The organism is Pseudoflavonifractor sp. HNCC25GI2 (assembly GCF_058136395.1).
Genome location: NZ_JBYUOW010000001.1, coordinates 18,766 through 42,898 on the forward strand (window position 1 = coordinate 18,766; position 24,133 = coordinate 42,898).

Annotated in this window: 23 protein-coding genes and 1 tRNA gene; 5 read left to right on the forward strand and 19 right to left on the reverse strand. The window is 53.5% G+C overall.

Features of this window, described 5'->3' with window-relative positions:
• Positions 1–55: 55 nt before the first annotated feature.
• From AC3YUO_RS00085 to ggt, 6 genes are all read right to left on the reverse strand, one after another.
• Positions 56–835, reverse strand: coding sequence for a M99 family carboxypeptidase catalytic domain-containing protein (locus AC3YUO_RS00085; protein WP_489961011.1), 780 nt, complete (start codon positions 833–835; stop codon positions 56–58).
• Positions 836–853: 18 nt separating this feature from the next.
• On the reverse strand, positions 854–1,984 hold the full coding sequence (locus tag AC3YUO_RS00090; protein ID WP_489961012.1) for a succinylglutamate desuccinylase: 1,131 nt from the start codon (positions 1,982–1,984) through the stop codon (positions 854–856).
• Between the two features lie 10 nt (positions 1,985–1,994).
• The gene (locus tag AC3YUO_RS00095) at positions 1,995–2,147 is read right to left on the reverse strand and encodes a hypothetical protein (RefSeq protein ID WP_489961013.1); all 153 of its coding nucleotides are present in this window, start codon (positions 2,145–2,147) and stop codon (positions 1,995–1,997) included.
• A gap of 20 nt (positions 2,148–2,167) precedes the next feature.
• Positions 2,168–3,439 carry a TRAP transporter large permease subunit gene (locus AC3YUO_RS00100; protein ID WP_489961014.1) on the reverse strand — a complete coding sequence of 424 codons (1,272 nt, stop codon included), beginning with the start codon at positions 3,437–3,439 and terminating at the stop codon, positions 2,168–2,170.
• A gap of 49 nt (positions 3,440–3,488) precedes the next feature.
• Positions 3,489–4,112, reverse strand: coding sequence for a DUF6305 family protein (locus AC3YUO_RS00105; RefSeq protein WP_489961015.1), 624 nt, complete (start codon positions 4,110–4,112; stop codon positions 3,489–3,491).
• A 103-nt stretch (positions 4,113–4,215) separates the two neighbouring features.
• Positions 4,216–6,153, reverse strand: a complete 1,938-nt coding sequence (gene ggt / locus AC3YUO_RS00110; RefSeq protein ID WP_489961016.1) for a gamma-glutamyltransferase — start codon at positions 6,151–6,153, stop codon at positions 4,216–4,218.
• A 294-nt stretch (positions 6,154–6,447) separates the two neighbouring features.
• On the opposite strand from ggt, the gene pgsB reads away from it, so the two are divergent.
• From pgsB to pgsW, 3 genes are read left to right on the forward strand one after another with little or no spacing between them, the layout of a single operon-like run.
• A complete protein-coding gene (gene pgsB, locus AC3YUO_RS00115) occupies positions 6,448–7,536 on the forward strand; it encodes a poly-gamma-glutamate synthase PgsB (RefSeq protein ID WP_489961017.1) in 1,089 nt (362 codons plus the stop codon).
• The gene (gene pgsC, locus AC3YUO_RS00120; protein ID WP_489961018.1) at positions 7,529–7,969 is read left to right on the forward strand and encodes a poly-gamma-glutamate biosynthesis protein PgsC; all 441 of its coding nucleotides are present in this window, start codon (positions 7,529–7,531) and stop codon (positions 7,967–7,969) included. Before pgsB ends, pgsC begins: the two co-directional genes overlap by 8 nt.
• A 2-nt stretch (positions 7,970–7,971) precedes the next feature.
• The gene (pgsW, locus tag AC3YUO_RS00125) at positions 7,972–9,033 is read left to right on the forward strand and encodes a poly-gamma-glutamate system protein (RefSeq protein ID WP_489961019.1); all 1,062 of its coding nucleotides are present in this window, start codon (positions 7,972–7,974) and stop codon (positions 9,031–9,033) included.
• A 73-nt stretch (positions 9,034–9,106) separates the two neighbouring features.
• On the opposite strand, the gene AC3YUO_RS00130 is transcribed toward pgsW, so the two are convergent.
• Positions 9,107–9,946: a PfkB family carbohydrate kinase gene (locus AC3YUO_RS00130; RefSeq protein ID WP_489961020.1), complete on the reverse strand. Its 840-nt coding sequence runs from the start codon at positions 9,944–9,946 to the stop codon at positions 9,107–9,109.
• A gap of 161 nt (positions 9,947–10,107) precedes the next feature.
• Here AC3YUO_RS00130 and AC3YUO_RS00135 point away from each other — a divergent pair, with 161 nt between their 5' ends.
• A complete protein-coding gene (locus AC3YUO_RS00135) occupies positions 10,108–11,082 on the forward strand; it encodes an SIS domain-containing protein (protein WP_489961021.1) in 975 nt (324 codons plus the stop codon).
• 222 nt (positions 11,083–11,304) lie between these two features.
• Here the strand turns inward: AC3YUO_RS00135 and AC3YUO_RS00140 are convergent.
• The 7 genes from AC3YUO_RS00140 to AC3YUO_RS00170 all read right to left on the reverse strand — a co-directional run bounded on the left by AC3YUO_RS00140 (position 11,305) and on the right by AC3YUO_RS00170 (position 16,439).
• A tRNA-Leu gene (locus AC3YUO_RS00140) sits at positions 11,305–11,391 on the reverse strand.
• Positions 11,392–11,489: 98 nt separating this feature from the next.
• Entirely contained in the window at positions 11,490–11,870 is a 381-nt protein-coding gene (locus tag AC3YUO_RS00145; protein WP_489961022.1) for a DUF3783 domain-containing protein, read from the reverse strand.
• Positions 11,871–11,922: 52 nt separating this feature from the next.
• Positions 11,923–13,206: an O-acetylhomoserine aminocarboxypropyltransferase/cysteine synthase family protein gene (locus AC3YUO_RS00150; protein WP_489961023.1), complete on the reverse strand. Its 1,284-nt coding sequence runs from the start codon at positions 13,204–13,206 to the stop codon at positions 11,923–11,925.
• Positions 13,207–13,267: 61 nt separating this feature from the next.
• The gene (locus AC3YUO_RS00155; protein WP_489961024.1) at positions 13,268–13,768 is read right to left on the reverse strand and encodes a GerMN domain-containing protein; all 501 of its coding nucleotides are present in this window, start codon (positions 13,766–13,768) and stop codon (positions 13,268–13,270) included.
• Positions 13,765–15,264 (reverse strand): sensor histidine kinase, encoded by a 1,500-nt coding sequence (locus AC3YUO_RS00160; RefSeq protein ID WP_489961025.1) that lies wholly within the window; start codon positions 15,262–15,264, stop codon positions 13,765–13,767. Before AC3YUO_RS00160 ends, AC3YUO_RS00155 begins: the two co-directional genes overlap by 4 nt.
• 34 nt (positions 15,265–15,298) lie before the next feature.
• On the reverse strand, positions 15,299–16,000 hold the full coding sequence (locus AC3YUO_RS00165) for a response regulator transcription factor (RefSeq protein ID WP_489961026.1): 702 nt from the start codon (positions 15,998–16,000) through the stop codon (positions 15,299–15,301).
• 10 nt (positions 16,001–16,010) lie between these two features.
• A complete protein-coding gene (locus tag AC3YUO_RS00170; RefSeq protein ID WP_489961027.1) occupies positions 16,011–16,439 on the reverse strand; it encodes a ComEA family DNA-binding protein in 429 nt (142 codons plus the stop codon).
• A gap of 117 nt (positions 16,440–16,556) precedes the next feature.
• Between AC3YUO_RS00170 and AC3YUO_RS00175 the strand changes: the two genes are divergently transcribed.
• Positions 16,557–17,927 carry a D-alanyl-D-alanine carboxypeptidase family protein gene (locus AC3YUO_RS00175; protein WP_489961028.1) on the forward strand — a complete coding sequence of 457 codons (1,371 nt, stop codon included), beginning with the start codon at positions 16,557–16,559 and terminating at the stop codon, positions 17,925–17,927.
• 87 nt (positions 17,928–18,014) lie between these two features.
• Here AC3YUO_RS00175 and AC3YUO_RS00180 read toward each other — a convergent pair whose 3' ends face one another.
• The 5 genes from AC3YUO_RS00180 to spoIVB form a co-directional block, all read right to left on the reverse strand.
• On the reverse strand, positions 18,015–20,030 hold the full coding sequence (locus AC3YUO_RS00180) for a TRAP transporter permease (RefSeq protein WP_489961029.1): 2,016 nt from the start codon (positions 20,028–20,030) through the stop codon (positions 18,015–18,017).
• Between the two features lie 176 nt (positions 20,031–20,206).
• Positions 20,207–21,253: a TAXI family TRAP transporter solute-binding subunit gene (locus AC3YUO_RS00185; RefSeq protein WP_489961030.1), complete on the reverse strand. Its 1,047-nt coding sequence runs from the start codon at positions 21,251–21,253 to the stop codon at positions 20,207–20,209.
• A gap of 352 nt (positions 21,254–21,605) precedes the next feature.
• On the reverse strand, positions 21,606–21,848 hold the full coding sequence (locus tag AC3YUO_RS00190) for a TIGR03905 family TSCPD domain-containing protein (protein WP_489961031.1): 243 nt from the start codon (positions 21,846–21,848) through the stop codon (positions 21,606–21,608).
• Positions 21,849–21,906: 58 nt separating this feature from the next.
• The gene (gene spo0A, locus AC3YUO_RS00195; RefSeq protein WP_489961032.1) at positions 21,907–22,662 is read right to left on the reverse strand and encodes a sporulation transcription factor Spo0A; all 756 of its coding nucleotides are present in this window, start codon (positions 22,660–22,662) and stop codon (positions 21,907–21,909) included.
• A gap of 319 nt (positions 22,663–22,981) precedes the next feature.
• The gene (gene spoIVB / locus AC3YUO_RS00200) at positions 22,982–24,115 is read right to left on the reverse strand and encodes a SpoIVB peptidase (RefSeq protein WP_489961033.1); all 1,134 of its coding nucleotides are present in this window, start codon (positions 24,113–24,115) and stop codon (positions 22,982–22,984) included.
• Positions 24,116–24,133 lie beyond the last annotated feature (18 nt).

Consider the following 24,133-nt stretch of genomic DNA (forward strand, 5'->3'; position numbering starts at 1 on the left):
CTTCGGAAAGCAAGCAGGCGCACAGAACAGCGATTCTGTGCGCCTGCCCTTTTGCCTACGATGTCTGCATCTCGAATTTCATCCCATACTGGGCAAGAATACTTTCCACAAACAGTAACTGTTGAGACACACGAGTCTCCAATGGCAGCTTTTGGCTTGTCTCAATTGTAAATGCGTCTGTCCCCAGTTCCCGAGAAGACGTGCAATTCAGGCTTCCCAGCGGAGGATTGCCTTCCAACGCAAAGTCAGGCAAATCATCTCCATTATTTTCATTAACCTGGGACAAGATATCCAACGCATGGGTAAACCCGCTCTGGGTATAACCTACAACTAAGCTATTTCCAATGCTCCCCTCTACTCCGTAAAAATTAAATCCTTCATGCATGTCAACCACACATACCGGTTCATATTCACGGATTAGAGACATTATCTCGTCTGCCAACCGCTCAATATCGCTTCCTTCCGGGGACCCCGGATACGAGCGATTCATATCTTCCCCATTAGGTGCTGTGCGCTGATCCCGTTCGATCGCCTGTTGATTGGCGTGGGGAACTAAAATAACCTTTCCGGTGAGCGGTTCAAGGCTATCTACCAACATCTCAGCAGCTTTAAAACCCGCCGTCTCATTACCATGGGTCCCAGCTAATAGGAAAACAGTAGGCCCCTTTTGTCCGGAATCTAAAATATAGCATTCCGTTTGGCTGTCTAGTCCTTCTGCCAGCAAAAAAGAGGTCCGACTGGCAGGCTTGTGACGAAATATTATGATGCAACACGCCACTAAAATGGCGCATAGCAGAAGTGCCCCGCCCATAATCCATCTTTTTTTCCCTGTCATGGGCCGTACACCTCCTTCTTACGCCGTCGGTTCGTTCAGATAGCTTCCCAAACCGCTTTCTACCAACTCGGAATAACTGGGCATTCCATTGACTACAATGGGGTTCTCATACATCTCTGTGTAGTTCTCCAGAATGCTCATAATTCCCAACACATGCCGCGCACAACGCACTTCAATCGGCCATCCATTTTCATCAAACGGGACATATAATTGACCAATTTCCGCTGCCTTAACATAGGTATCAGACTTTCCTGTGAGCACCAGCTCCTCGTCTGTGCGATCTCTCAAGCGCCCTTGTGCCGGGTTAGGCGCCTCCATCAGCAAGGCCAGTGTATCGGTATGATCACCCAGCTCCCGATGGGTCAAGCCACGTAAATCCGTGGGAGACGGCTCCAACGAAATCTGGACCCCCTCCATCTGCATATCAACCACTACATTAGCTGCCAAGCTCATAGCCCGATCATGAGCAATCAAAGCGTTGATGACTGGATACTCAGGACTGGCCTCATGCAGATCTATCGTCAGATCGATGTCCTCTGCATTAATGAGCTGCACAATTCCATAACTCATCATTTCGGTCAGGCTACCATCAGACTGCCCGGGATATGTGCGGTTAATATTTCGATTTTCGCTTCCGGATAGCGATTGTCCCATATAGTTCACATAGACATCAGGATCCGGCCACTGATCCACTGGATTCGTCGCTCGGGAGCCATGCACAAATTCTCTCACATTTCCTTCATCAGTGGTGATGTGTACGGTACTCGGATGACCTTCTTGTGGATCATTATGTGTAAACGCACTGTTGTTGGTACGCGGAATGACATACAGCGTTCCCGCTTCTACCATAGCATTTTCCACAAACAAAACCGCACCCAAATGGCCACCCAACTCATTGGCGTGAGTACCTCCCAGAATCAGTGCGCTTCCCCCCTCCTTTTCTCCGCGAAAGATATAAATTTCAGTATCCCCCGCAGTATCCTTCAAATCAGGGAAATAGTCACTCAGCATCTTAATCTCAGAAAGTCCCTCGCTGGGGATGATCACTTCATCATAGTGACGCATCTGGTAAAAACTCATACCCGAAATAGTACAGACAATCGCCACACATACCAGAATTGCAAGAGCGGAGATGTAGTTCTTTTTCATGCCATTCCTCCTACTTGAGCATCAGGGCACGCAGGACAATGGGAATGAGGACCAGTGCTGCATTCAGCTGTTTTTTTACGTCCTTTTCCTCAAAAATACATTTTATAGTAACCAGTCCAACAAATACCATGATGACCCAGGACAAAATAAATGTAATGGACACAGCGATACCTCCTTCCAGTATTACGGCAGCAGAGAGGCAATGGGATTAGCGAAAATGATGAACAGCATGCTCCATACCACAATTAGAATCGCAGAAGGGAGACATTTTTTCAGAACATCTGTGTATCGCTCCAAACCAGCTACCTTCGCAGCAAAGATACCGGCCAAAGCCGTGGGCGGCATCAACTCACCCACACTGGCAATGGAGGCCAATGCAGCCGCCATCACAATAGTATCCCGGCTCATCATCGCCAGCAAGAAAGGTACACCAAACACAGAAGCAGCGCCCAGGGAAGAAATTGCTCCAAACAGCGGGATAGTTATAGCAATGGCTACAAAGAGCAGCATTTCCGGCAGAGAGAGACATTCCACTACCAGCCATCCCTTGACACCCGTCATAGTCATGACTTCGATGAACATGCCAACACCAATCAGAATGCCCATAACGGCCAGAGAGCTGTTAACTCCCTCTTTCACTGCACTCCATACCGGAAAACGTTTTCCTGTGAAACAGCAAAGAATTGCACTGATAACAAAGACAATCGTCATACTCAGCGACGGGACTACATCAGGCAGCAGAGAGGGTAACAGAATCAAGGCCAACAGCACCAAAACAGGAAGGAGCATCACAAAAGAAATTTTTTCGTCCTCCCGAATCTGGAACTGCACTTTTACCTTTTCATAATCCATAGAGCTGCAATCCTTCAGCCCAAGTGAAAGAACAGAAAAAACCGCCAGCGGAACTGAAAGCAGCAGCAAAGGAATGCCAAATCCAACATAAGGAATATCCACACCGCCGCCAATCGTCATTACAGCAATGTTTACCGGCGGGGCTGTCGCTCCATACATACCACCCAGAGCAATAATTGCCGCCGCTTTTTCTTGGGGGATACCCATCGCCACCAAAATGGGACATACAATTGCACCGGCACTGATTACTGCCGCCGTAGACGATCCGGTAATCATTCCCGGGAACATAATGATAAGCATTAACAGCAGCAGAAGAATGATTTTATGATTGTGGAAGCGGCGCAGGAAGAAACGATTGAGCATATCCAACGCACCAGAATATTGAATACATTTCATAAAAATCATGGCGGTAGCGATGACCAGAATTGTATCCAGGAAGGACATGGTACCTTCCACCATGAATTTCACAGGGATTCCAAATCCACCAGCCAGGCCGCCTCCTGCCGCCGACAACATCAGGGCGACACCTACCGGAAGCTTCAGGAAGAAGCAACAGCCAGCAAAAATCACAACCATTAGGAGGAAAATAAGTAGTTCAGACATAAGTCAACTCCTTTTGTTTGCTTTCGTCCTGTCCGGACTAAAGGAGGTTTTACTTAAAAGCCTCCATCAGTACCGTACCTACATCAGCCAAATTCTCTACTGTATCCATGGGGATGGAATTATCCGCCGCAATCTGAGTAAATAATCCATCATCGTTGCCTCCGGCAACCACCAACAGATAATCCGCCTTGGGAGAGACTGCTTCAATGAAACCGTCACTCAATTCGCCCCGCCGGGCCTGACCACCAATATGGGCTACAATGATGGTCATCCCAGCTTCCTCTGCCTCTGCAATCACAGCATCAACCCGAGCCTGCTCCACTTCGGCATCTACACCCGCAGCGCCCAGTCCCTTTTGGCTGCCGCCTACTCCGATAATCAGGGTTTTGTAAGCGGAGGGATCAAAGTTATCCGCTGTAAGGTTAGTCTCTATATCGCAGGCAAAGCCCGCTTTATCCAAAATAGCACTGAGCATAGATGCATCTGCACTTTGGCCCGCAGAAGTAATAATGGCAGGCGTTTCTGCAATTGCCTCAGTCAGACCGCTGACCTGAGCCGAGGAAACCGGAGAACTACTTTCACCGCCAGACGCAGATCCATTCTTTTCCGAACCACAGGCAGCTAACGAGAGCGTCAAAACAGCAGCTAAAGCGAGAGAAAGAACCTTTTTCATTGGAATACTCCTTTTCAAGTGATCACAATCTAGTTTATAATAGGATGTCCGGCCAGGGCCAGGCGGCCCCGGCCGGACAGACATTTATTCCTGTCCCGGAATGTTAGTAAGCAACGCCCTGAGAGTCACGGCGCGGGTCGCCGGCCGCATGCAGCTCTCCGGTTTCCGGATTATAGGTGATGGTATTCGAACTGCCCATGTTGGCATTATAGTCGGCATCAACATTAACTGTATGCCCCATGGCTTCCAGTTCCTCAATAACCGCCGGATCCAAACGTCCCTCCACACTGATCTCACAGTCATCGCCCGCATAGACACGAGGCGCATCGGCGGAGCTCTGAGCGTCCATACCGTAATCCACGATATTCAGAATCGTCTGCACCATGCAGGCAATGATACGGGTTCCGCCAGGAGAACCAGACACCAGGATGGGTTCACCCTCGGGGCTGACCAGGATGGTAGGCGTCATACTGGACAGAGACAGTTTCCCAGGAGCAATGGAATTGGGCTTACCCTGCTGGGGATCAAAACTGGTCAAACCATCACTGAGCACAAAACCGTAGCCAGGAACCGTGACGCCGCAGCCAAAGTGGGCACTGTTGGACTGAGTCAGAGCCACCATGTTGCCGTCCTTGTCAATAACAGACATATGGGTAGTCGAGGGGCTCTCATAGGGGGTAGGATCGCCGGCATCCACAGAAGTGGTAGCCTTATCAGAGATCTGCTCAAAGAGCGTCTTTGCATACTCCTTGGAGCTCAAACCATCCACGGGGATATCGCCGAAGGAGGGGTCACCCAGATACTTGCTCCGGTCGGCATAAGCCCGCATCATGGCCTCAGCAATTACATGGATACTTTCAGCAGTGTTCTGGCCCATGGAAGCCATATCGAAATTCTCCAGAATATTCAGAATTTCGCCAGTAATTACACCGCCAGAGCTGGGCAAAGGCATGGAATACAGTTTATATCCGCGATAGGTAACCTCTACCGGATCATCAATGATCAGAACGTCCGTCATAGCTTTCTTCAGGTCGTTCATATTCATGACGCCACCATCTTCTTGGATAACGCGAACAATTTCTTCGGCAATGGGGCCTTCGTAGAAATACTCAATGCCGTTTTCCGCAATCAGGTTCAGCGTATTAATATAGTCGGGATTATAGATGACGTCGCCCACCTCAGGAACCGAAATACCATCCTTAAGCCAGATGGCCCGGGAAGCCTCATCTTTATAAAGCTTCTCATAAGAGCTATCAATCAGGTCATGGAGGTTCTGGGTCACTCGGATACCCTGTTGGGCCGCTTCAGTCACATAGGGGATAATCTCAGCCAGAGTCATAGTTCCCCAGTTATCCAGCGCCACCTGATAAGTGGCCAATGCTTTCATGATGGAGGTAGACTTGGCAGAGGTGCGGAAATCGCTCCACAGCTCCTGGTCCAGTGTACCATCCTCCTTCAGCATGTACTCAAAATAGTCCAGAGGCACATCCTCAGGAGCAGGGAACTGGCTGCTGATTGCTACATTTTTCTGCTCATCAGCCAGATAAATGTTCATGAAACCGCCGCCACCCAGACCGCTGGCGTTGTGCTCAAAGAAACCAACTGCGAGTGCCGTAGCTACGCAGGCATCAATTGCGTTGCCGCCCGCTCTCAGAACCTCAACACCCACTTCTGAAGCTTCCTGCTTACCGGATGTCACTGCTCCATTGTAGCCAGAAGCGTCACGGGTACTGGCAGTGGTAGCAGCAGTCCCTACATCACTGCCTTCGGCCGGTGCAATTCCGCCCTGATTATTCAGAGGGTAAGTGCTCTCCGGAGTCTCCGCCTCAGACTGGGAGCCGCTGCTCTGAGACGTACTGCTCTGAGACGATGACTGTGAACTGTTTTGGCCTGTGCTGTTGCCGCAGGCAACCAGGCTGAACACCATGGATAGCGCGACGGCCAATGCACCAAGTCTCTTTTTGTTACTCATAGTGTACCTCCTTCTCTTCAAGAAACATTTTTCCCTGTGTAATTCTCTTTCTACACATCTGCTTTGCATCAGTCAAGTCTGCAAAATTGCAGCTTGCCTAGCGTTGTTTTTACATTAGCACGCTAAAAAGAACATGTCAATTTTATCTCTTTAATCTCACTAAAAACCAATTTTTTCTTGCAAAGCGCCGATTTATTTGTTTCTTTTTTACAATAGATCGAACTTTTTTATTGGCTTTTTAGCCTCTTTGTGGATTAAAAAAGAGTTTTTATTATTTCTTAAATACAAAATAAGATATATAAGTATATAGACGCATATGTGCACCATATGATAAACTTGGTTTGCAGTATAGGGGGAGTTATTGTGCGGTATTTTGCAGTCATATTATATCTTTTTATTATACTGCTTCTGCTGGCGGAACGTTGGTATAATGATCGTGCACTTTCCTCATTTCGTTTTGTAATTCATGTTAACGGAATCCGAGGTAAAACCGACGTGTGTCGCCGTTTGGACGCTGCGCTGCGCGCCAACGGATTTCGTGTGTTCACTAAAACTACGGGCACTCACCCCTGTTATCTGGACACGCAAGGCCGCGAACATCAACTGACCCGTCTCGGACGAGCAAATATCCGAGAACAAATGCGTATCATTCGCCGCGCCTTTCGGGAGCACGCAGATGTATTAATTTTAGAATGCATGGCAGTCCGTCCCGAGCTTCAGTCTATTTGTCAATATAGTATCGTCAAAAGTCAGTATGTGGTCATTACAAACTTACGCCGTGACCACCTTTATGAACTGGGCGAAACGCCTGAAGAAATTGCGCGTTCATTCTGCTCTGCTATTCCCAAACACGGTACTTTGTTTCTGGGCAGCAATACCTGTCAATCTATTTTTCAACAAGCTTGTGATCGGTTGGACAGTCGTTTACTTCTCTGTACTCCATCTGAGGAATTGCCACCCCTGCAAGCAAACCAATCCCTTGTGAATCAAATCTGCGCACATTTAGGTGTCCTCCCCACACAAGCCGCTCCTGTCACTGATTTTGGAGCATCTAAAACCTACCACTTCCGGGGACATCAGGGACAACATCTTGAATTCTTAAATCTGTTCTCTGTTAACGATCCAGATTCTACGCTTCTTCAGCTCAAACAGATTAATCTGCAGCGTCCAATTTTATTTCTCTATAATCACCGCCCTGACCGACCAGATCGTTTTCTTCTATTTCAACGTCATTTTTTTCCTGTATACCCAAAAGCTCCCATTTGGATTATGGGTCGGGGCTCTCAGCTGCCCGTTCGCCTGCTTAAACGTCAAGGACGCCCCTGTCTGCGCAGGTGCTGGCAGGATATTTTCTCCCTGGATGACAGGACTTTAATTGTCGGTGTTGGGAGCATCAAAGGCGACGGAGAACGTTTGGTCCTGCATATGGAGGCGAACGCAGAGCATGAATGAATTATTGGCGGTGGGCGTACTGCTCGCTCTTATTTTTTCCGAAGCAACCGGTCTCTCTCCCGGTGGAATTATCGTACCAGCCTACTTCTGTCTGTTTCTCCATCAACCAATGCGTATCGTATCCACAATAGGGATGGCTCTGATTGTCTGGGGCATCGTAGAATTATTATCCCATTATACAATTCTCTATGGCCAGCGCCGCTTCGCCCTTTGTATTGTCACCGGACTGGTTCTCAAAATGTTGTTGTCCACCCTCTATACCGCCTCACTAGCCACGCCTCTAAGCCTCAGTTTATCCATTGGCTACCTAATCCCAGGAATTCTCGCCCGCGACTTTGAGCGTCAAGGAATCTGGAAAACACTTATTGCTTTAGGAATTGTCGTTGGACTGCTATGGCTGCTTAATACCGCCTTTGGAGGGATGGCACTGTGACTATGCGATCAATCAAAGGAACCCGCTGGTTGCTGTCCCTGCTGGCCCTTGTGATTGTCGGATGCTGGTTTCTTTCCTATACAGCCTCTTTCTCTCCAGTTCCGGAACACGATATCATGCTGGCAGCCTCGCAGCGTACCGCGCAAGCCTACGAGGCAGTACGAACGCAACGCCTGTCTCTGCTCCCCGTCGATGTAGAGGATGATCCCAATGCTACCGGATTGATCGGACCAATGTTTACCGGCATCACTACAACGCAAGGACAACTAGAGGCAAAACGCACTACTACAAATCCTAATTCTGGTGCACTGTTGGTCCATCTTCTCTTGGAAGCGGGCGTGAGCCCTGGAGATACCATAGCCGTTAACCTGTCTGGTTCCTTTCCTGCGGTGAATATCGCTCTGTTCTGCGCCATGGAGGAATTGGATGTCACGGGGATTGTGTTCTCGTCCGTAGGGGCCTCCACATACGGAGCTACACTACCTGAATTGACCTACCCGGATATGGAACTGCTCCTTTGGAAACAAGGAATTATCACTCAAAGAAGCGCTTATATCAGCATGGGGGGACAGCATGATTTGGGATCTGATATGGACCCCTCCCTGGTGTCAAGCATACAAGCACGTCTCTCACATGCTGGCTACTCCATTCTCACATTTGAGGATCTGAGAGAAAACTTGGACTTTCGCTTTCAATATTACAATGCTGCGCCTATTTCCTGCTTTGTCAATATTGGAGGAAATCTACTCTCTTTTGGTGGTTCCTCCCTCATGACCCGTTTGGACGGAGGTATTCTGACTCACTTGCCCACAGGAGAAACGGGAGACGGACTGGTCCAGCGCTTTCTGCGGCAAGGAACTCCCGTCATTAATCTGTTGGGTATGAAAAATATTTATTCTTCCAGCGGACTCCCCATTGATCCGGTCCCTCTTCCGCTCCCTGGGGAAGGCGATCTGTATGAAAAAGTTACCTATAACAGACCTGCAGCAGCTCTGTTTTTGGTGGTGGCCATTGTCCTTCTTTGGAAACTCTGGCTCGCCAACCATCCTCGCAATCATTATTAACCAGTTGACACAAAAATATGGAGCGTACCACGCGGTCTTATTGTACCCCTGGTTCGCTCCATATTTTTCTCACTTATACCATCGCTGTTCCGTAACCAAATGCTCCTTGAACCATACAGATTCGTGCGGACAATGCGGCCCCCGCCTCCATACACGTTCTGAGGCCTTCCTCTGAAAAATCATGTAAGGCAAGATAAGTTGTCAAAAAACCTGCGGCAAAGGAATCGCCCGCGCCCAATGTGTCCACAGCTTTAACTAAAGTCGGACGATGACGCACCATATGGGTTCCATTCCACAGCAATGCGCCTCTTTCTCCCATCGTAGCCAAGACCAAAGGACATCCTTGCATATACATGCTTCGTACAAGTTCTTCAACTTGTTCGTCCTTTAAATCAGAACACGATAAGAAAGCTGCGTCCAAATAGGGACAGACCGCCGCACGCCGTTTTTCATCCATCCATGACTTGGAAAAATCATAAGAAACTAGGCCAGGCAGCTCTGCCAGCTTAGGAAGTTGATTGTCCAGATAGCTGTTATTGCTAGTGTGAATCAAATCAAAGCCACTTAAGTATTCTAAATCATCTCTATCCAAATTCAAGGGATGTTCCCGCAGAACCCCTCCCTTGTTGCTCGTCACAAAAACCCGATCCCCATCCACCAGATCTACCACAGCATACCCATTTTCACCGTCATATTCCCGACACCGACTTCGGTCAATTTCCAAAGTATCAAGGGTTTTCTTCACGTGTTGGGCAACCAAGTCTCTGCCGAAAACACCTAAAAAAGCGCTGTCCCATCCCTGCATTTTTCCATAAACGGCCACATTTAGCGCCTGACCGCCAGGAAACATTCTCGAAAGTGTACGATACTTATCGCAAACATTATCACCCACACCTATAATGCGCACTAACATCGCCCCCTCAAAACATCTATATACTTATATTAGTTATAATTAGTGATTTGTCAAGATATTTTTATAATTACTCTTGACATCATAAAAAATCTACGATATTATTTACTCATAAGTTATTATTAGTTTATATTAGTTATTTCGCTTGCTGAAGGGAGTATACTATGGAAATCACAACAATGATAGCAGAAATCAAAGAAAAAATGAGTCAGCGCGGGGGCTTAAAGGCCGTCATCTTTGTTGCATGCGGCGGTTCCCAAGCCGCTATCTATCCGGGTAAATACTTGTTGGAAAGCGAAGCAAACGACATTAGCGTCAAAATTTATAATAGCAATGAGTTTAACTTTGTAACACCTAAATGCTTGGACGAACGCTGCATCGTTATCTGCTGCTCCTTAAAAGCTACAGCAGAAACAGTCAAAGCTGTTGAAACAGCCAAAGCGGCCGGCGCTGTCACCATTGCCATGACGGGCTCTATGGAAACCGGAATGGCAAAGGTGGGCGAGTACGTAGTCGTTTATTCCAACGGCGACGACCAAATTTATTCCCTGTCCAATCAGTCTATGTCTTTGCGTTTAGCCCTCGAGATCCTTCATCAATTTGAAAGCTACCCCTTGTACGCTGAAGGTATGGCCGCCTTTTCTCAAATCGATGATATTGTTGCCAAGAGCAAAAAAGAAATGCTTCCCGCCGCCCAGTCCTTTGCTCGGGAGTTTCAAAATGACTCGGTATTCCAGATTTTGGGCGCAGGTCCGTTATATGGAACCGCCTATTCCATGGCTAACTGCCACTTAATGGAGATGAGTTGGCGCAATGCCATCACAATCCACAGTGGTGAGTACTTCCACGGCCCCTTTGAGATGACCAATCCTCAACAACCCATTGTTTTATTAATGTCTACCGGTCGTTCCCGCTTTTTAGATGAACGGGTACTGAAATTCTTGAAAGTCTATGCAAAACGGTATTTTGTCATCGATGCCAAGGATACTGGAATCGAAGAACGGTTAGACCCCAGAATTGCAGAATTCTTTAATTCTGTGGTCATGATCCCTCTGGAACGGTTCTTCGTAGCCCAAATGGCCCAACTCTGTGGTCATTCTATGGATGAACGAAACTATATGTGGAAATTTGACTACTGATAATACTTAAAATGTGTCCATGCTTTTGTCTCGTATAAAGGGACAGGATTTTCCATAGCAACTCCGCACTTTTACGCAAGTTTTGTATTGCACAATCGCTAAAAGAAAGACATCTGCTTAAGCAGATGTCTTTCTTTTCCCGCATTAATACTAGCGACCTACAGCTGGCTCAACAAATTTATATAAAAAGTCGGCGCGAACGTCATATCGTTCGCGCCGACTTGGTGCGGCTGACGGGAGTCGAACCCGTACGCCCGTCCGGACACAAGCACCTCAAGCTTGCCAGTCTACCAATTCCAGCACAGCCGCAAAGCGCGGTTTTTTCAAACCGCTAAATTATTATACTTTCCCAGAAGCTATTTGTCAACGGGGTTTTCGCATCTTTCTGCTTTTTCTGGAAAAAAGCTTCAGTCAGACGCCTTCTCACTGGCCGCAATGGCCTCCCGCTCCTTCTTCAGCTCCTCATAGAGCTGCACCGTATCCCACTCCCTGTTGGATTCGGTGAGTACAGCCTTCAGTGGAATGGGCGGCAGCTGGGCCAAACGGATGACCTCCAGGACCTGGTTCAGTAATGCCTGGCCCAGGCCGCAGAAAACCAGCATGGACTCCTCAATGGCCTGTGCGGGTTCTCCGCTCTCGCCCTTTCCCTCGGCCAACTGGCCCAGGGGCACATGGTACCGCTCCGGCTCCACCGGACGCATACGCAGACGCAGCATGGCAAAAATCTGCCGCAACTTGGAGTACTCCGGACCGGAGCAATTATACATCAAAACCGTTCCTGATCTCATCGTTCTCTTCCTTTCCGGCGGGGCAGAGTGGTCTCTGCCCCGCCGCTGTTTATTACACCTGCTCCAGGGCCTGCTCGATGTCGGCAATCAAATCAGCCGCATCCTCAATGCCGCAGGAGAACCGCACCAGATCCGGGGTAATGCCCGCGGCCACCAGCTCCTGGTCGTTCATCTGACGGTGAGTGGCGGAGGCGGGATGCAGACAGCAGGTACGGGCATCGGCAACGTGGGTCTCAATGGCAGCCAGCTTCAGGTGCTTCATGAAGGTCTCTGCCGCAGTACGGCCACCCTTGAAGCCGAAGGAGACCACGCCGCAGGTCCCGTTGGGCATATACTTTTTGGCCAGGTCATAGTACTTGTCGCCCTCCAGGCCGGGATAGGTGACAAAGGAAATCTTGGGGTGGTTCTTCAGGTACTTGGCCACGGCCAGACCGTTCTCACAGTGCTTGGGCATACGCACGTGGAGGCTCTCCAGGCCCAGGTTCAGCAGGAACGCATTCTGGGGGGACTGGATGGAGCCGAAGTCCCGCATGAGCTGAGCCGTGCACTTGGTAATAAAGGCGCCGCCCTGGCCAAACTTCTCGGCGTAGGTGATGCCGTGATAGCTCTCGTCGGGAGTAGTCAGGCCGGGGAACTTATCCGCATGGGCCATCCAGTCAAACTTGCCGCTGTCCACAATGCAGCCACCCACGCCGGCGCCATGGCCGTCCATATACTTGGTGGTGGAGTGGGTGACGATGTCACAGCCCCACTCGATGGGACGGCAGTTCACCGGGGTGGCAAAGGTGTTATCCATGATCAGAGGTACACCATGGGCATGGGCGGCCTTGGCAAACCGCTCGATATCCAGCACCGTCAGCGCAGGATTGGCGATGGTCTCGCCGAACACGGCCTTGGTGTTGGGCTTGAAGGCGGCCTCCAGCTCCTCGTCAGAGCAGTCGGGCTCCACGAAGGTGAAGTCGATGCCCATCTTCCGCATGGTGACGTGGAACAGATTGTAGGTTCCGCCGTAAATGGTGGAAGAAGCAATCACATGGTCGCCGCAGTTGGCAATGTTAAAAATGGCGTAGAAGTTGGCCGCCTGGCCGGAGGAAGTGAGCATGGCAGCGGTTCCGCCCTCCATGTCACAGATCTTGGCCGCCACATAGTCGTTGGTGGGGTTCTGCAGACGGGTATAGAAATATCCGCTGGCCTCCAGGTCAAAGAGCTTGCCCATATCCTCGCTGGTCGCATACTTAAAGGTAGTGGACTGGATAATGGGAATCTGACGGGGCTCCCCGTTGCCCGGGGTATAGCCGCCCTGGACGCACTTGGTCTCAATGGAATAATTGCTCATGGATAAAACCTTCTTTCTATTTCGCGGATTGTAGTAAGATTACAGAACCAGAACTATTTTGTCAAGACCCATCTCGCTCCGGCGGACTCAGCTCCACCTCTCCGGGCCGAAGCAGCTGATGGCTGCGGTAGTTGCTGGAATAACCGGCAGAGTGGATCTCCACTCCCTCCACGCCCTCCAGCTGGCACAGGGTCAGCACGATGCAGTAGTCCGCCAGGGTCAGGGAAATATCGCCCAGGCCGCTGTACTGCTCCGACATGGTAAGCTTCAGGGTACCGCTCTCCTCGTCCAGCTCCCAACGGACCACAGAAACGCCCCGAGGGAATGGAGAGGTCAGGCCTTCCTGAGTGGGACCGGCCAGCAGCGCCTCCAGCAGCGTATCCACGGTGGCCGGTTCCGCGCCCTCATAGGGCTGCGTATCCAGCGCCGCTCCGTACTCCTGCTCCCCACTCACGGTAAAATACAGGACATAGCCCTCCGGCTCCTCCTTCTGCGTCCGGCTGCAGCCCACTGCGCCTGCCAGCACCAGAACCGCCAGCAGCATCAAAAGCCATCGTTTCATGACGGTTCCTCCTCTGTCTCAGGCACGTACAGGGGGAAGCCCACCGTAAACAGGCTGCCTTCCGGATTTCTGCGCCGGGCCGTCACCCAGCCGCCGTGGCGGCGGACGGTGTCCCGCACAATGGACAGCCCCAGTCCGGTGCCTCCCGCCGCCCGGGAACGGGCCTTGTCCACCCGGTAGAAGCGGTTAAACACCTTGGGCAAATCCTCCTCCGGAATTCCGATTCCGGTATCTCCCACCTCCAGCAGCACCTGGTCCTTGTCGGAATAGACGGACAGGTAGACGTAGCCGCCGGGGAAGTTATACTTCACCGCATTTTCCAGAAGATTAAAGCAAATCTGGTACAGCTCATCCTCCGTGCAGAGAATCATACAGCCCGGCTTCAAACTGCTCTCAATGGTAACGCCCGCCGCGTCGGCCACCGGCCCCAGCCGTCCCGCCGCCCGCTGGGCCACCTTGGACACATCCACCGGTACCGTTTTTCCTGCCGGAAGGCTGTCCAAACGGGTCAGGGCCAGCAGGTGCTCAGTGATGCGGGTCAGGCGCTCCGCCTCATCGCCGATGTCGCAGACAAAGTCCCGGACGGTCTCCTGGTCCATGTGGTCATTTTGTAGAATGGAGTCGGTCAGCAGCCGGATGGAGGCCAGCGGAGTCTTGAGCTCATGGCTGGCATCCGAGACAAAGCGCCGCCGCACCTCCTCCGTGGTCTGGAGGCGGTCGGTGAGCTGGTTGAATTCCTCCGCCAGCTGTGCCATCTCATCCCGGCCCACCGGCTGCAGCCGATGGCCATACTCTCCCTCCCCCACGATGCGGATGGCCCGCAGCAGGGCTGCGATCCGGGCGGTAAGCATTTTCGAAAAAATGGCGCTGAGCACCAGCGTAACCACGGCGATCACCAGGGAGATGGAGCGCAGGTTCTGCTGCAGGTTGAGCAGCAGGGCACCCTGATCCGCATCCAGCTCCACAATATAGATGGCTCCGATGATCATCCCACGGTAGACAATGGGCATTGCTACCGTGGAAACAAACACTTTATTGACATACTTGGAGCAAAACACATCCTTCCCCTTGAGGGCAAGGACAATCTCCTGATAGAGCGCATAGGAATACTCTGTCTGGGCCGGCTCCTCCGTCTCCTCTTGGTCCTGGTCCTGCTCCTGGTCCACGCCGTCCTTCTGGCTGTCATAGAGGACAAGCCCCGCCGGATCCGTCACCAGAATTCGGGTCAGCCCCACACTGTCCAGCATGTTCATAACCCGTACCACCTGGTCGGAGGACAGCGTCTCCAGCTCCATCAGCGCGGAGGCCATCACCGCCGCCTGGCTTTTCAGCGAGTCCCGCTTGGAACGAAACAGCAGGTCCTGGGAGGCGACCACGGGATAGGTATTCATCAGCACCAGCACCACGGCAAAGATCACCAGATAGCTCATGGCGTACTTCACCTGCAGGGAGGAGAAAAAGGGGACTTTATGTTTCTTTTGCCGTTCGCTTTCCAATCCCTTTGCTGCCTCCTTTCCCGCTGTCTCTGTCTCAGTTCTGTCCGCTGCTCCGGTTGGCCAGATAATAGCCCACACCCCACTTGGTGCGGATGTACTCCGGGTTGGCCGGGTCCAGCTCCAGCTTCTCCCGCAGGCGCCGCACATGGACGTCTACGGTGCGATAGTCTCCAATATACTCATAGCCCCACACCACGTTGAGCAGGTTCTCCCGGCTGAACACCCGGCCGGGGTTGCGCATGAGCAGCTCCATCAGGTCAAATTCCTTGGCCGTCAGCTCCACGCTCACCCCCGACTTCCAGGCCGAGCGCTCCCCGGTGTCCAGCTTGATGTGGCCCACGGTCAGCACGTTCTCCGACTGCTTCTGCTCCGCTGCTCCGGAGCGGCGCAGCAGGGCCCGGATGCGGGCCTTGACCTCCAGGATATTGAAGGGCTTTGTAATATAGTCATCCGCCCCATACTCAAAGCCGATAATTTTATCGGTATCCTCACTGCGGGCCGTGAGCATGATAATGGGCACGTTGGAAAACTCCCGAATGCGCATACAGGCCTGAAGGCCGTCAATTTTGGGCATCATCAGGTCCAGAATAATGAGGTCAAAGCTGCCCTCCCGGGCCAGCTCTACCGCCTGCTCCCCGTCGTAGCCCACCTCCACCTGGTAGCCTTCATGCTCCAGGTTGAATTTGATGCCCTTGACCAGCACCTGCTCGTCATCTACCACTAAAATCTTAGCCATGCCTTGCTCCTTATTCTTCCGGCTTTTGTGCTCCTGTCGTCGCATAATCCCGCAGGCCTGAGAGGATTCCCTCTCCGATGCCATCCACGTTGTCCAGTTCATCCACGGTCTGGAAGGGGCCGTGTTCCTCCCGGTAGTCCAAAATGGCCTGGGCCCGCTTCTCTCCGATGCCCGGCAGCCGCTGCAGGTCCTCCGCACCGGCCGTATTGATATCAATCAGCTCCCCCTCCAGCAAGCTGTCGGGGCGCTCCTCTTCGGCTTCCTCTGCAGGCTGGGAGGCAGCGGCCACTGCCTCCTGCTCCGCGGGGGCTGTCTGGGTGGTGGTCACCTGATAGGGCTGGGCATCACTCTGACGGGACAAAAACCACCCGCCGGTGAACAGCACAAAGGCCGCTGTCAGCCCCAACGCCACCTGCTCATACCGGGATATTCCAGCCATGGTTCTCCCCCTTCCGCTCTTGCGAAGCCGGTGTTCCTTTGCTATAATAAAACCAATCGTTCCGGCAGTTCATCTGCACATACATAATTAGTATAACATACATACGGAGATTTTCCTATGAAAAAAAATCGTTTTTTTGCCTGGCTGCTGCTCATCCCTGTGGTGCTTTCCCTGTTCGTTCCTCTCCCCGCCGCCGCGCTGGATGAGCCGGAGGTCTACTGCACCAACGCCGTCCTTCTGGATGCCAACTATGGCGATGTCCTCTACGACAAGGACGCCTATGAGAAGGCTTACCCCGCCAGTACCACCAAGGTAATGACCGCCCTTCTGGTTCTGGACGCCATCAAAAGCGGCCAGCTCACCGCCGACACCATGGTGACTGCCGGCGAGACCCGTATGCAGGGGATTCCCTCCGGCGGCAGCTACGTCATCGCCAACCTGAAGCTGGGTGAACAGCTGTCGGTGGAAGAGCTTCTGTACTGCCTCCTGGTCCCCTCCGCCGCCGACGCCGCCAACGTGCTGGCTGTGACCGTGGACGGCTCCATTGAGGCCTTTGTGGAACACATGAACCGCAAGGCCGGGGAGCTGGGCTGTCAGGGTACCCACTTCACCAACACCTCCGGCGTTCACAATGAGGACCACTACTCCACCGCCTACGACCTGGCCCTCATCATGAAGGCCGCTCTGGAGTACGATCTCTTCCGCACCATCATTGGCACCGCCGTCCACACGGTCCCCGCCACCAACATGTCCGGGGAGCGGATGTACTACAACACCAACGGTCTGATCTCCAACTGGACTTACAGCGGCTATGTCTACGACAAGTGCATCGGCGGCAAGACGGGAAACACCGATGAGGCAGGCCGCTGTCTGGTGGCTGCCGCCGAGGATGGCGACACCCTGCTCATTTCCGTGGTGCTGGGCTCCGGCCCGGTACAGGTTGCCGGCTACTCTGACCTGCGTCAGGGCCAGCTGATCTCCAGCTCCAATCTGCTGAAGTGGGGCTTCAGCAGCTTCAGCCGGGTCACCCTCACCAAGGGCGATGAGCCGGTGGCTGAGGTGAAGGTCACCCTCTCCCGCCAGGCTGACTCCGTACTGGTTAAGCCCCAGGGCTCCATCACCTGTACCCTCCCCAAGGACCTGGACACCGAACTGATTGAAAGCGAAATCACCCTCTTCTCCGATACCGTAGAGGCCCCTGTGGAAGAGGGAAAGGTACTGGGCACCATGAAGCTCTACTACGAGGATGAGGTGTACGGCACTCTGGATCTGGTGGCGGTCACCTCGGTGGAGCGCTCCGAGCTGCTCTACAAAAAGCAGCAGTTCATCAACTTCTTCCAGTCCTCCACCGTGAAGCTGATTCTGGTTGTGGTCCTGCTGGTGGTAATTGTGGTCCTGCTGAAGCTCCTGGTCTTCCGCAAGCGCCGCCGCTATCGCAGCGGCGTGGGAGGCCGCCAGCGCGGCAACTACCGCGGAACCCGCCGATAACCAATGAGAAAAGGCCTCCGGCATAGTCGGAGGCCTTTGATTTTATAAAAAACCGGATGGCTATGCCATCCGGTTTTCTTTGTGAGGTCAGGCCCGTACGGTCTTCTTGGCGTTCATACGCTGGAAGAAATAGATACCGCCCACGAGAACCAGTCCCACGACGTCGGTGACGGTGCCGGGAATCATCATTCCCAGGCCACCCACGGCCATCAGGATACGGAACAGCGGATTCATCTTGCCGAAGATATAGCCGTTGAGCGCGGCGGCCACACCGAAGATGCCCAGCAGCGAAGAGACACAAATCTGTACCACCTGGAGGACAATCATTGCGGTGGACAGCCCCTCCTCAAACTCAAAGAGCATCACCGGGCTGTTGGCAAAGATGTAAGGCACAATGAAGGCGGCAATGGCCAGCCGTGTGGCGTTGAGAGCCGTCTTCATAGGCGGCGCCTTGGCGATGGCGGAACCGGCGTAGGCGGCCAGGGCCACGGGCGGGGTGATGTCGGCCACGATGCCGAAGTAGAACACGAAGAAGTAGGCGGCCACGGGGACGATGCCGATGCGGCTGTCCATCAGGATGGGGGCGCAGGTGGACGCCATAATGCAGAAGTTGGCGGTGGTAGGCACGCCCATGCCCAGAACGATACAGCAAATCATGGTGAGGAACAGGGCGATGATCGCCTGTCCGCCGGAGACCTTGACGATGGTGGAAATCAGGGTGGAGGCCAAACCGGTGGTGGTGATGCAGCCGGCTACCAGACCGGCCATGGCGCAGGCCACAGCCACGGTAACGGCGCTCTTACCGCCTGCTTCCAGGGCGTCAAAGAACTTGGTAAGGGTGAATTCCTCACTAGGCTCATCAATATGGGCGGCCTTGTTGATTAGGGTGTTGATCACACCCACAATGATGGTAATGAGGATGGCGATGGCAGCGGAGGTCTGCATGGTCCGGGTCTGGGTAGACACCAGCACCACCAGCACCACCAGAGGCAGCAGCAGGTAAATCTTGGGCAGCAGCTTGCTGAACTTGGGCAGCTCACTTCTGGGAATGCCCTTCAGGCCCAGCTTTTTGGCCTCCAGATGGACGGCGATGTAGATGCCGGTAAAGTAGAGGACAGCGGGGAGAATCGCCTTCAGTGCCACCTCGGCGTAGGGCCGGTTCATATACTCGGCCATGAGGAAGGCGGCTGCGCCCATGATGGGGGGCATGATCTGACCGCCGGTGGAAGCGGCGGCCTCTACGGCGCCGGCAAACTCAGGCTTGTAGCCGGTCTTCTTCATCATGGGGATGGTCACCGAACCGGTGGTCACGGTGTTGCCCACGGAGGAGCCGGACACCATGCCGCACAGAGCGGAGGAGATGACGGCCACCTTGGCCGGGCCGCCCGCGGAGGAGCCAGCCACGCAGTTGGCCAGGTTGATGAAGAAGTTGGCGATGCCGGTACGCTCCAGGAACGCACCAAAGATGATGAAGATGACGATGTACTTCTGGCAGACATTGATGGGGGTACCCATGATGCCGTTGGTGGTATAAAAGAGGTCATAGACCACCTTGCCGAAGCGGACGGTGGACAGGGCGTAGATCAGCAGCGCGCCCAGCACGCACAAAATAGGAATGCCCACACACCGGCGGCACAGCTCCATAAAGGCCAGCACACCGATAATGGCCAGCACCACCATTTTGGGGTCATTGGTTACAAAGCTGGAGAGCTTAATCACTTCGTTTGCCTTATAGGCAAAGTAGAAGAAGGGAAATGCTCCCGCAATCATAATGATAATATCGTACCAGGGGAGGTGATTGGGCCGCACATGTCCCTTTCGGATGGGGTAGTGCAAATAGCCCACAATCAGAATCAGGCCCAGGAAAATGTTCAGCTTCTGTTCCTGCAGCGTGGGCCAGCCTTTCAGCGTGGAAAAAATACAGTAGCAGGAGAAGAGAATGCCTAAAACCCGGATGACGGTCTTGGGCGTCCCCTCCCAGATGCGGGTGTTGGACTCCTTGTCATACTTCTTCATGATGGCGTCCACGTCCGCCGCGCTGCCCACCGAGGTATCTACCTCCGGCGGTATGTTTGTCCGATTTTCTCTCTCATTGGGTTCCATAAATGTTCTCCTTTCTCCCCGCGAGACACACCACGGAGCACAGGTCTCCGCGTCCCGCCAGGCGCAGACACATCTGCTCCGGGGCGTTCGCAGACCCTTAAGCATAGAAGAAGGGCGGCTGCGGCGGGCTAGGCCGCCGCAGCCGCCCTCACTATCGGCTTAATTGGGAACTCTGCTTATTTGGCAGGAACGGTAATCCCCTTGTCGGCGAAGTAGGCAACGGCGCCGGGGTGATAACCGATGGAGGTAACGGAGGAGGCGAACTCCAGATCCAGCTCAGCGGCCTTGCCGTGAGACAGGTTGGGGATGTCCTCGAAGGTACCGTACAGGAAGTTGTAGACGTCAGCCTCAGACACGTCGTCCCGGGCGATGACCACAGCGCCGATGGCCACGGTGGTGGCGTCCTCAGCAGTGCCGTACACGTCCTTGCTGATGGTGGCGGGGCTGTAATAGGGGGAGGTCTCAATCAGAGCGTCGATGTGCTCCTGGTCCAGGCTGACCAGATACACGTCGCGGCCGGAGGCCAGGTCGGTAACAGCGGTGGTGGGAGCGCCGGCCACTACGAAGGCGGCGTCAATCTGGCCGTCCTTCAGAGCCTCGGTGGAGTTGGCGAAGTCCTGATAAGTAGGAGTGATGTCCTTCTCGATGTCCAGGCCATAGGCGCCCAGCACGTCCACAGCGTTGAAGTACACGCCGGAACCGGAAGCACCCACGGAGACCGTCTTACCCTTCAGGTCGGCCACAGTCTTGATGTCGGGATCCAGCGTAACGATCTGGACCTGCTCCATGTAGAGGTTGGCCACTACGGAGAAGTTGGTGATGGCATCGGTAAAGGTGCGCTCACCGTTGTAGGCGTAGACCATAACGTCGGACTGGGAGAAGCCGATCTGGGCGTCGCCCTGGAGCATGTTCTTGATGTTGGCGTCGGATCCGCCGGAGGAGATGGCCTTCACAGAGGTGCTGGTCATATCGCTGACCTTACCGGCAATCACACTGCCGAAGCCATAATAGGTGCCGGTCTCGCCGCCGGTGGTGAAGGTAAGGCTGGTGCCGCCCTCCTTGGGGGACAGGCCGGACTCACTGCCGCCGGAAGAAACGGAGCTACCACCGCCGGTGGACGATCCGCCGCCGGAAGAGGCGGAGCTGGAATCTTTGCCGCAGGAGGTCAGTGCCATGGAGAGAACCATTACGGCAGCCAGAGCAAGAGCAAGCTTCTTTTTCATTTTGAATTCCTCCAATCCATATCTTTCTTATAGGTATGGCTTCTTGACGTTTTTTATTGTACTCTATTTCGTCCAAAAAAGCAATCTATTCTTTTGTCGTTTTATTGCACTTTTACATAACTTCCGAAATTTCGCTTTTTTTCGTTAAAAAAATCAGCATAAAAAATAAAATTTTTAAATATTACATTATCTTCCATTTTTGACATAATACTTTATATAAAAATTCATTTTAAGCTTATTTTTAGCTTGATACAGGCAATTTCCCCAATATTCTCTTGCTTTCCAGTTTAAATCCATAAAAAAACGGCCTTCCACTGGAAGGCCGTTGGAGCATTCGTATTTATCATAATGGTTACTGCGCCGTCTTCAGCGCTTTGGCAATTTGATCCGGACAGGAGGTGGATTTCATCCCGCACCGGATGCCCTCCAGCCGCTGGATGGCGTCTTCCCGGCGCATACCCCGCAGCAGGCTGGACAGCCCCTGCAGATTTCCGCTGCAGCCCCCCACTACCTTCACCGACTCAATCACGTCGTCTTTCAGTTCAATGGTAATGTTTCGGGAGCAAACTCCTCTGGGTACATAATTGATGGTCATTGCACTTCACCTGTCCTTCTCTATCTCTTACCGGAATATTTTACCCTCCGGTCAGGTCTCAGTTCTGCCGCAGCTGCAGCTGCAGGCGGTCGGCAATCATGGCGATAAACTCGGAATTGGTCGGCTTACCCTTCGTATTGCTGACAGTGTACCCGAAGTACTTCTGCAGCGTCTCCAGATCGCCCCGGTCCCAGGCCACCTCGATGGCGTGGCGGATGGCCCGCTCCACCCGGCTGGCTGTGGTCCCAAACCGCTTGGCTACCTCGGGGTAGAGCACCTTGGTCACGGCGTTGATCACATCCATGTCATTGACCGCAATCAGGATGGCCTCCCGCAGGTACTGGTATCCCTTAATGTGGGCCGGCACTCCCACCTCATGGATAATCGCGGTCACCCGCGTCTCCATGTTGACTCCTCTGCTATCCCGCTCCGCCTCCACTCCTCCAGAGGTCATCTGCCGGATACGCTCGCACACCGTGGACGGGCGGCTGGGCTTGGTCAGATAGAAATCCGCTCCCCGTGCCGCCGCTGCCTCTACCGCTGCGCTGCGGATGTAGCTGGACAAAATCAGAACCTTGGGCCGGTGCTCCAGCTTGTTCAGCTCTTCCAGCACCTCCAGGCCATCCATGCCCGTGAGCACCATCTCCATCACGACCGCGTCCGGCTCCAGCTCCCGCACCATGTGCAGCAGTTCCATGCCGTCGCCGGTCTCGCCCACCACTTGCATGTCTGTTTCGTCGTTGATGTGGCTGGCCAGTGAAAGGCGGAATTCCTCTCCGGTGTCCGCCAATACTATGCGCTTGACAGCCTCCATGTTTTAATTCTCCTCTCCATTTCAACGATCTATCCTAAATTTCGGACCACCCGTCGGAGGGCGTCCGTCTATTTCGACCGGTCACCTACAATTTAGCACAATCAGACAGCGTACGCAAGATGTTTTTGGAAAATTATGGCAATAAACCGTTCCTTTAATTTCGACACATTCACAAATTTTTTTACCAATTTTTTTGCTTTTTCTTTCTTATGTTTCTCTTTTCTTGTTTTTTGTCCCACCTTCTCCCAGGGGTAAACCAACTGGAAAAAGTCCCCGGTCTCCACCCTCCTCCGGAAGGCAGAGACCGGGGACACACCCCTTAGGACGCCTTGGCGTCCGTCTCCAGGCCCGCCTGGTCCAGCATATCCTGGGCCAGAATTCCATAGCCCCGGGTGGGATCATTGACCAGCACGTGGGTCACCGCCCCCACCAGCTTTCCATTCTGGAGAATGGGAGAGCCGCTCATACCCTGGACAATTCCTCCGGTGCTTTCCAGCAGCTCGGGATCGGTCACTTCCAGCATCAGGCTCCGGGTTCCGTCCCCGGTGTCACTGACCCGGGTGATCCGGATGGAAAAGGTCTCCACCTGGTCCCCCCGGATATTGGAGAGGATTTCCGCCTCTCCCTCCTCCACCTCGTCCTGCCGCGCCACCGGGACCGGCTGCAGCCCCTGAACCAGGGTCTGCTGGGCCAAATGCCCAAAAATGCCCCGGCTGGTATTGGCATACAAGGTGCCCAGGTCCGTAGTCAGATCAAACTCCCCGTGAAGCTCACCGGGCTGGCCGCTGGTACCCTTTTTCACGTCAGCCACCGTGGCGGGCATGATGCTGCCCGACTCCAGCGGCATCAGCATGGCCGTATCCACGTCGTTGATGCCGTGGCCCAGGGCCGCAAACATCTGACTGTCCGGGTCATAAAAGGTCATGGTGCCAATCCCGGCCATGGAGTCCCGCAGCCACACACCCAGCTGGTACACACCCTGGTTGTTCTCCACGGGCGCCACTGTCAGCTGAAGCTGCTGCTGGTCCCGCACCGCCTGGATGGCCAGGGACTCCCCCGCCCGCTGGGCCACCGCCTGCTGAATCTCCTCAATGGTGTCCACCTCCTCCCCATCGATGTGGGTAATGAGGTCGCCCGTTTTCAGGCCGCTGTCCCGGCCGGGATAGCAGGTTCCCTGCTCCGTCTCCACGGGAGACAGGCCTACCACCAGCACGCCGTCCGAAAAGAGTTTGATGCCCACTGCCTTTCCCAGAGGAATGACCATCCGGCTCTCCTGGGCTTCGCTCCCCGTCTCCACGGTCTGGGCGGACAGCTGCAGCATGGCGGGCACCGTCGGCTCCTCCCGGCCCCACGTCAGCACAGCCAGAAAAATCACAGCCACAAACACCGACGCTGCCCCCAGCCACAACAGCGCCATGCCACAGCCGCCCTGTTGTTTTGGTTCTTGTTCCACGCTTCCACCCCCTTGCAA

What these genes read in the sequence shown, in the direction of transcription:
- spo0A (WP_489961032.1), bottom strand. Translation starts at nt 22,662, where the DNA reads ATGGAGGCTGTCAAGCGCATAGTATTGGCGGACACCGGAGAGGAATTC.
- pgsW (WP_489961019.1), top strand. Translation starts at nt 7,972, where the DNA reads ATGCGATCAATCAAAGGAACCCGCTGGTTGCTGTCCCTGCTGGCCCTT.
- AC3YUO_RS00185 (WP_489961030.1), bottom strand. Translation starts at nt 21,253, where the DNA reads ATGAAAAAGAAGCTTGCTCTTGCTCTGGCTGCCGTAATGGTTCTCTCC.
- AC3YUO_RS00155 (WP_489961024.1), bottom strand. Translation starts at nt 13,768, where the DNA reads ATGAAACGATGGCTTTTGATGCTGCTGGCGGTTCTGGTGCTGGCAGGC.
- pgsC (WP_489961018.1), top strand. Translation starts at nt 7,529, where the DNA reads ATGAATGAATTATTGGCGGTGGGCGTACTGCTCGCTCTTATTTTTTCC.
- ggt (WP_489961016.1), bottom strand. Translation starts at nt 6,153, where the DNA reads ATGCAAAGCAGATGTGTAGAAAGAGAATTACACAGGGAAAAATGTTTC.
- AC3YUO_RS00145 (WP_489961022.1), bottom strand. Translation starts at nt 11,870, where the DNA reads ATGAGATCAGGAACGGTTTTGATGTATAATTGCTCCGGTCCGGAGTAC.
- AC3YUO_RS00090 (WP_489961012.1), bottom strand. Translation starts at nt 1,984, where the DNA reads ATGAAAAAGAACTACATCTCCGCTCTTGCAATTCTGGTATGTGTGGCG.
- AC3YUO_RS00085 (WP_489961011.1), bottom strand. Translation starts at nt 835, where the DNA reads ATGACAGGGAAAAAAAGATGGATTATGGGCGGGGCACTTCTGCTATGC.
- AC3YUO_RS00180 (WP_489961029.1), bottom strand. Translation starts at nt 20,030, where the DNA reads ATGGAACCCAATGAGAGAGAAAATCGGACAAACATACCGCCGGAGGTA.
- AC3YUO_RS00100 (WP_489961014.1), bottom strand. Translation starts at nt 3,439, where the DNA reads ATGTCTGAACTACTTATTTTCCTCCTAATGGTTGTGATTTTTGCTGGC.
- AC3YUO_RS00190 (WP_489961031.1), bottom strand. Translation starts at nt 21,848, where the DNA reads ATGACCATCAATTATGTACCCAGAGGAGTTTGCTCCCGAAACATTACC.
- AC3YUO_RS00135 (WP_489961021.1), top strand. Translation starts at nt 10,108, where the DNA reads ATGGAAATCACAACAATGATAGCAGAAATCAAAGAAAAAATGAGTCAG.
- AC3YUO_RS00175 (WP_489961028.1), top strand. Translation starts at nt 16,557, where the DNA reads ATGAAAAAAAATCGTTTTTTTGCCTGGCTGCTGCTCATCCCTGTGGTG.
- AC3YUO_RS00150 (WP_489961023.1), bottom strand. Translation starts at nt 13,206, where the DNA reads ATGAGCAATTATTCCATTGAGACCAAGTGCGTCCAGGGCGGCTATACC.
- AC3YUO_RS00130 (WP_489961020.1), bottom strand. Translation starts at nt 9,946, where the DNA reads ATGTTAGTGCGCATTATAGGTGTGGGTGATAATGTTTGCGATAAGTAT.
- AC3YUO_RS00165 (WP_489961026.1), bottom strand. Translation starts at nt 16,000, where the DNA reads ATGGCTAAGATTTTAGTGGTAGATGACGAGCAGGTGCTGGTCAAGGGC.
- AC3YUO_RS00105 (WP_489961015.1), bottom strand. Translation starts at nt 4,112, where the DNA reads ATGAAAAAGGTTCTTTCTCTCGCTTTAGCTGCTGTTTTGACGCTCTCG.
- AC3YUO_RS00170 (WP_489961027.1), bottom strand. Translation starts at nt 16,439, where the DNA reads ATGGCTGGAATATCCCGGTATGAGCAGGTGGCGTTGGGGCTGACAGCG.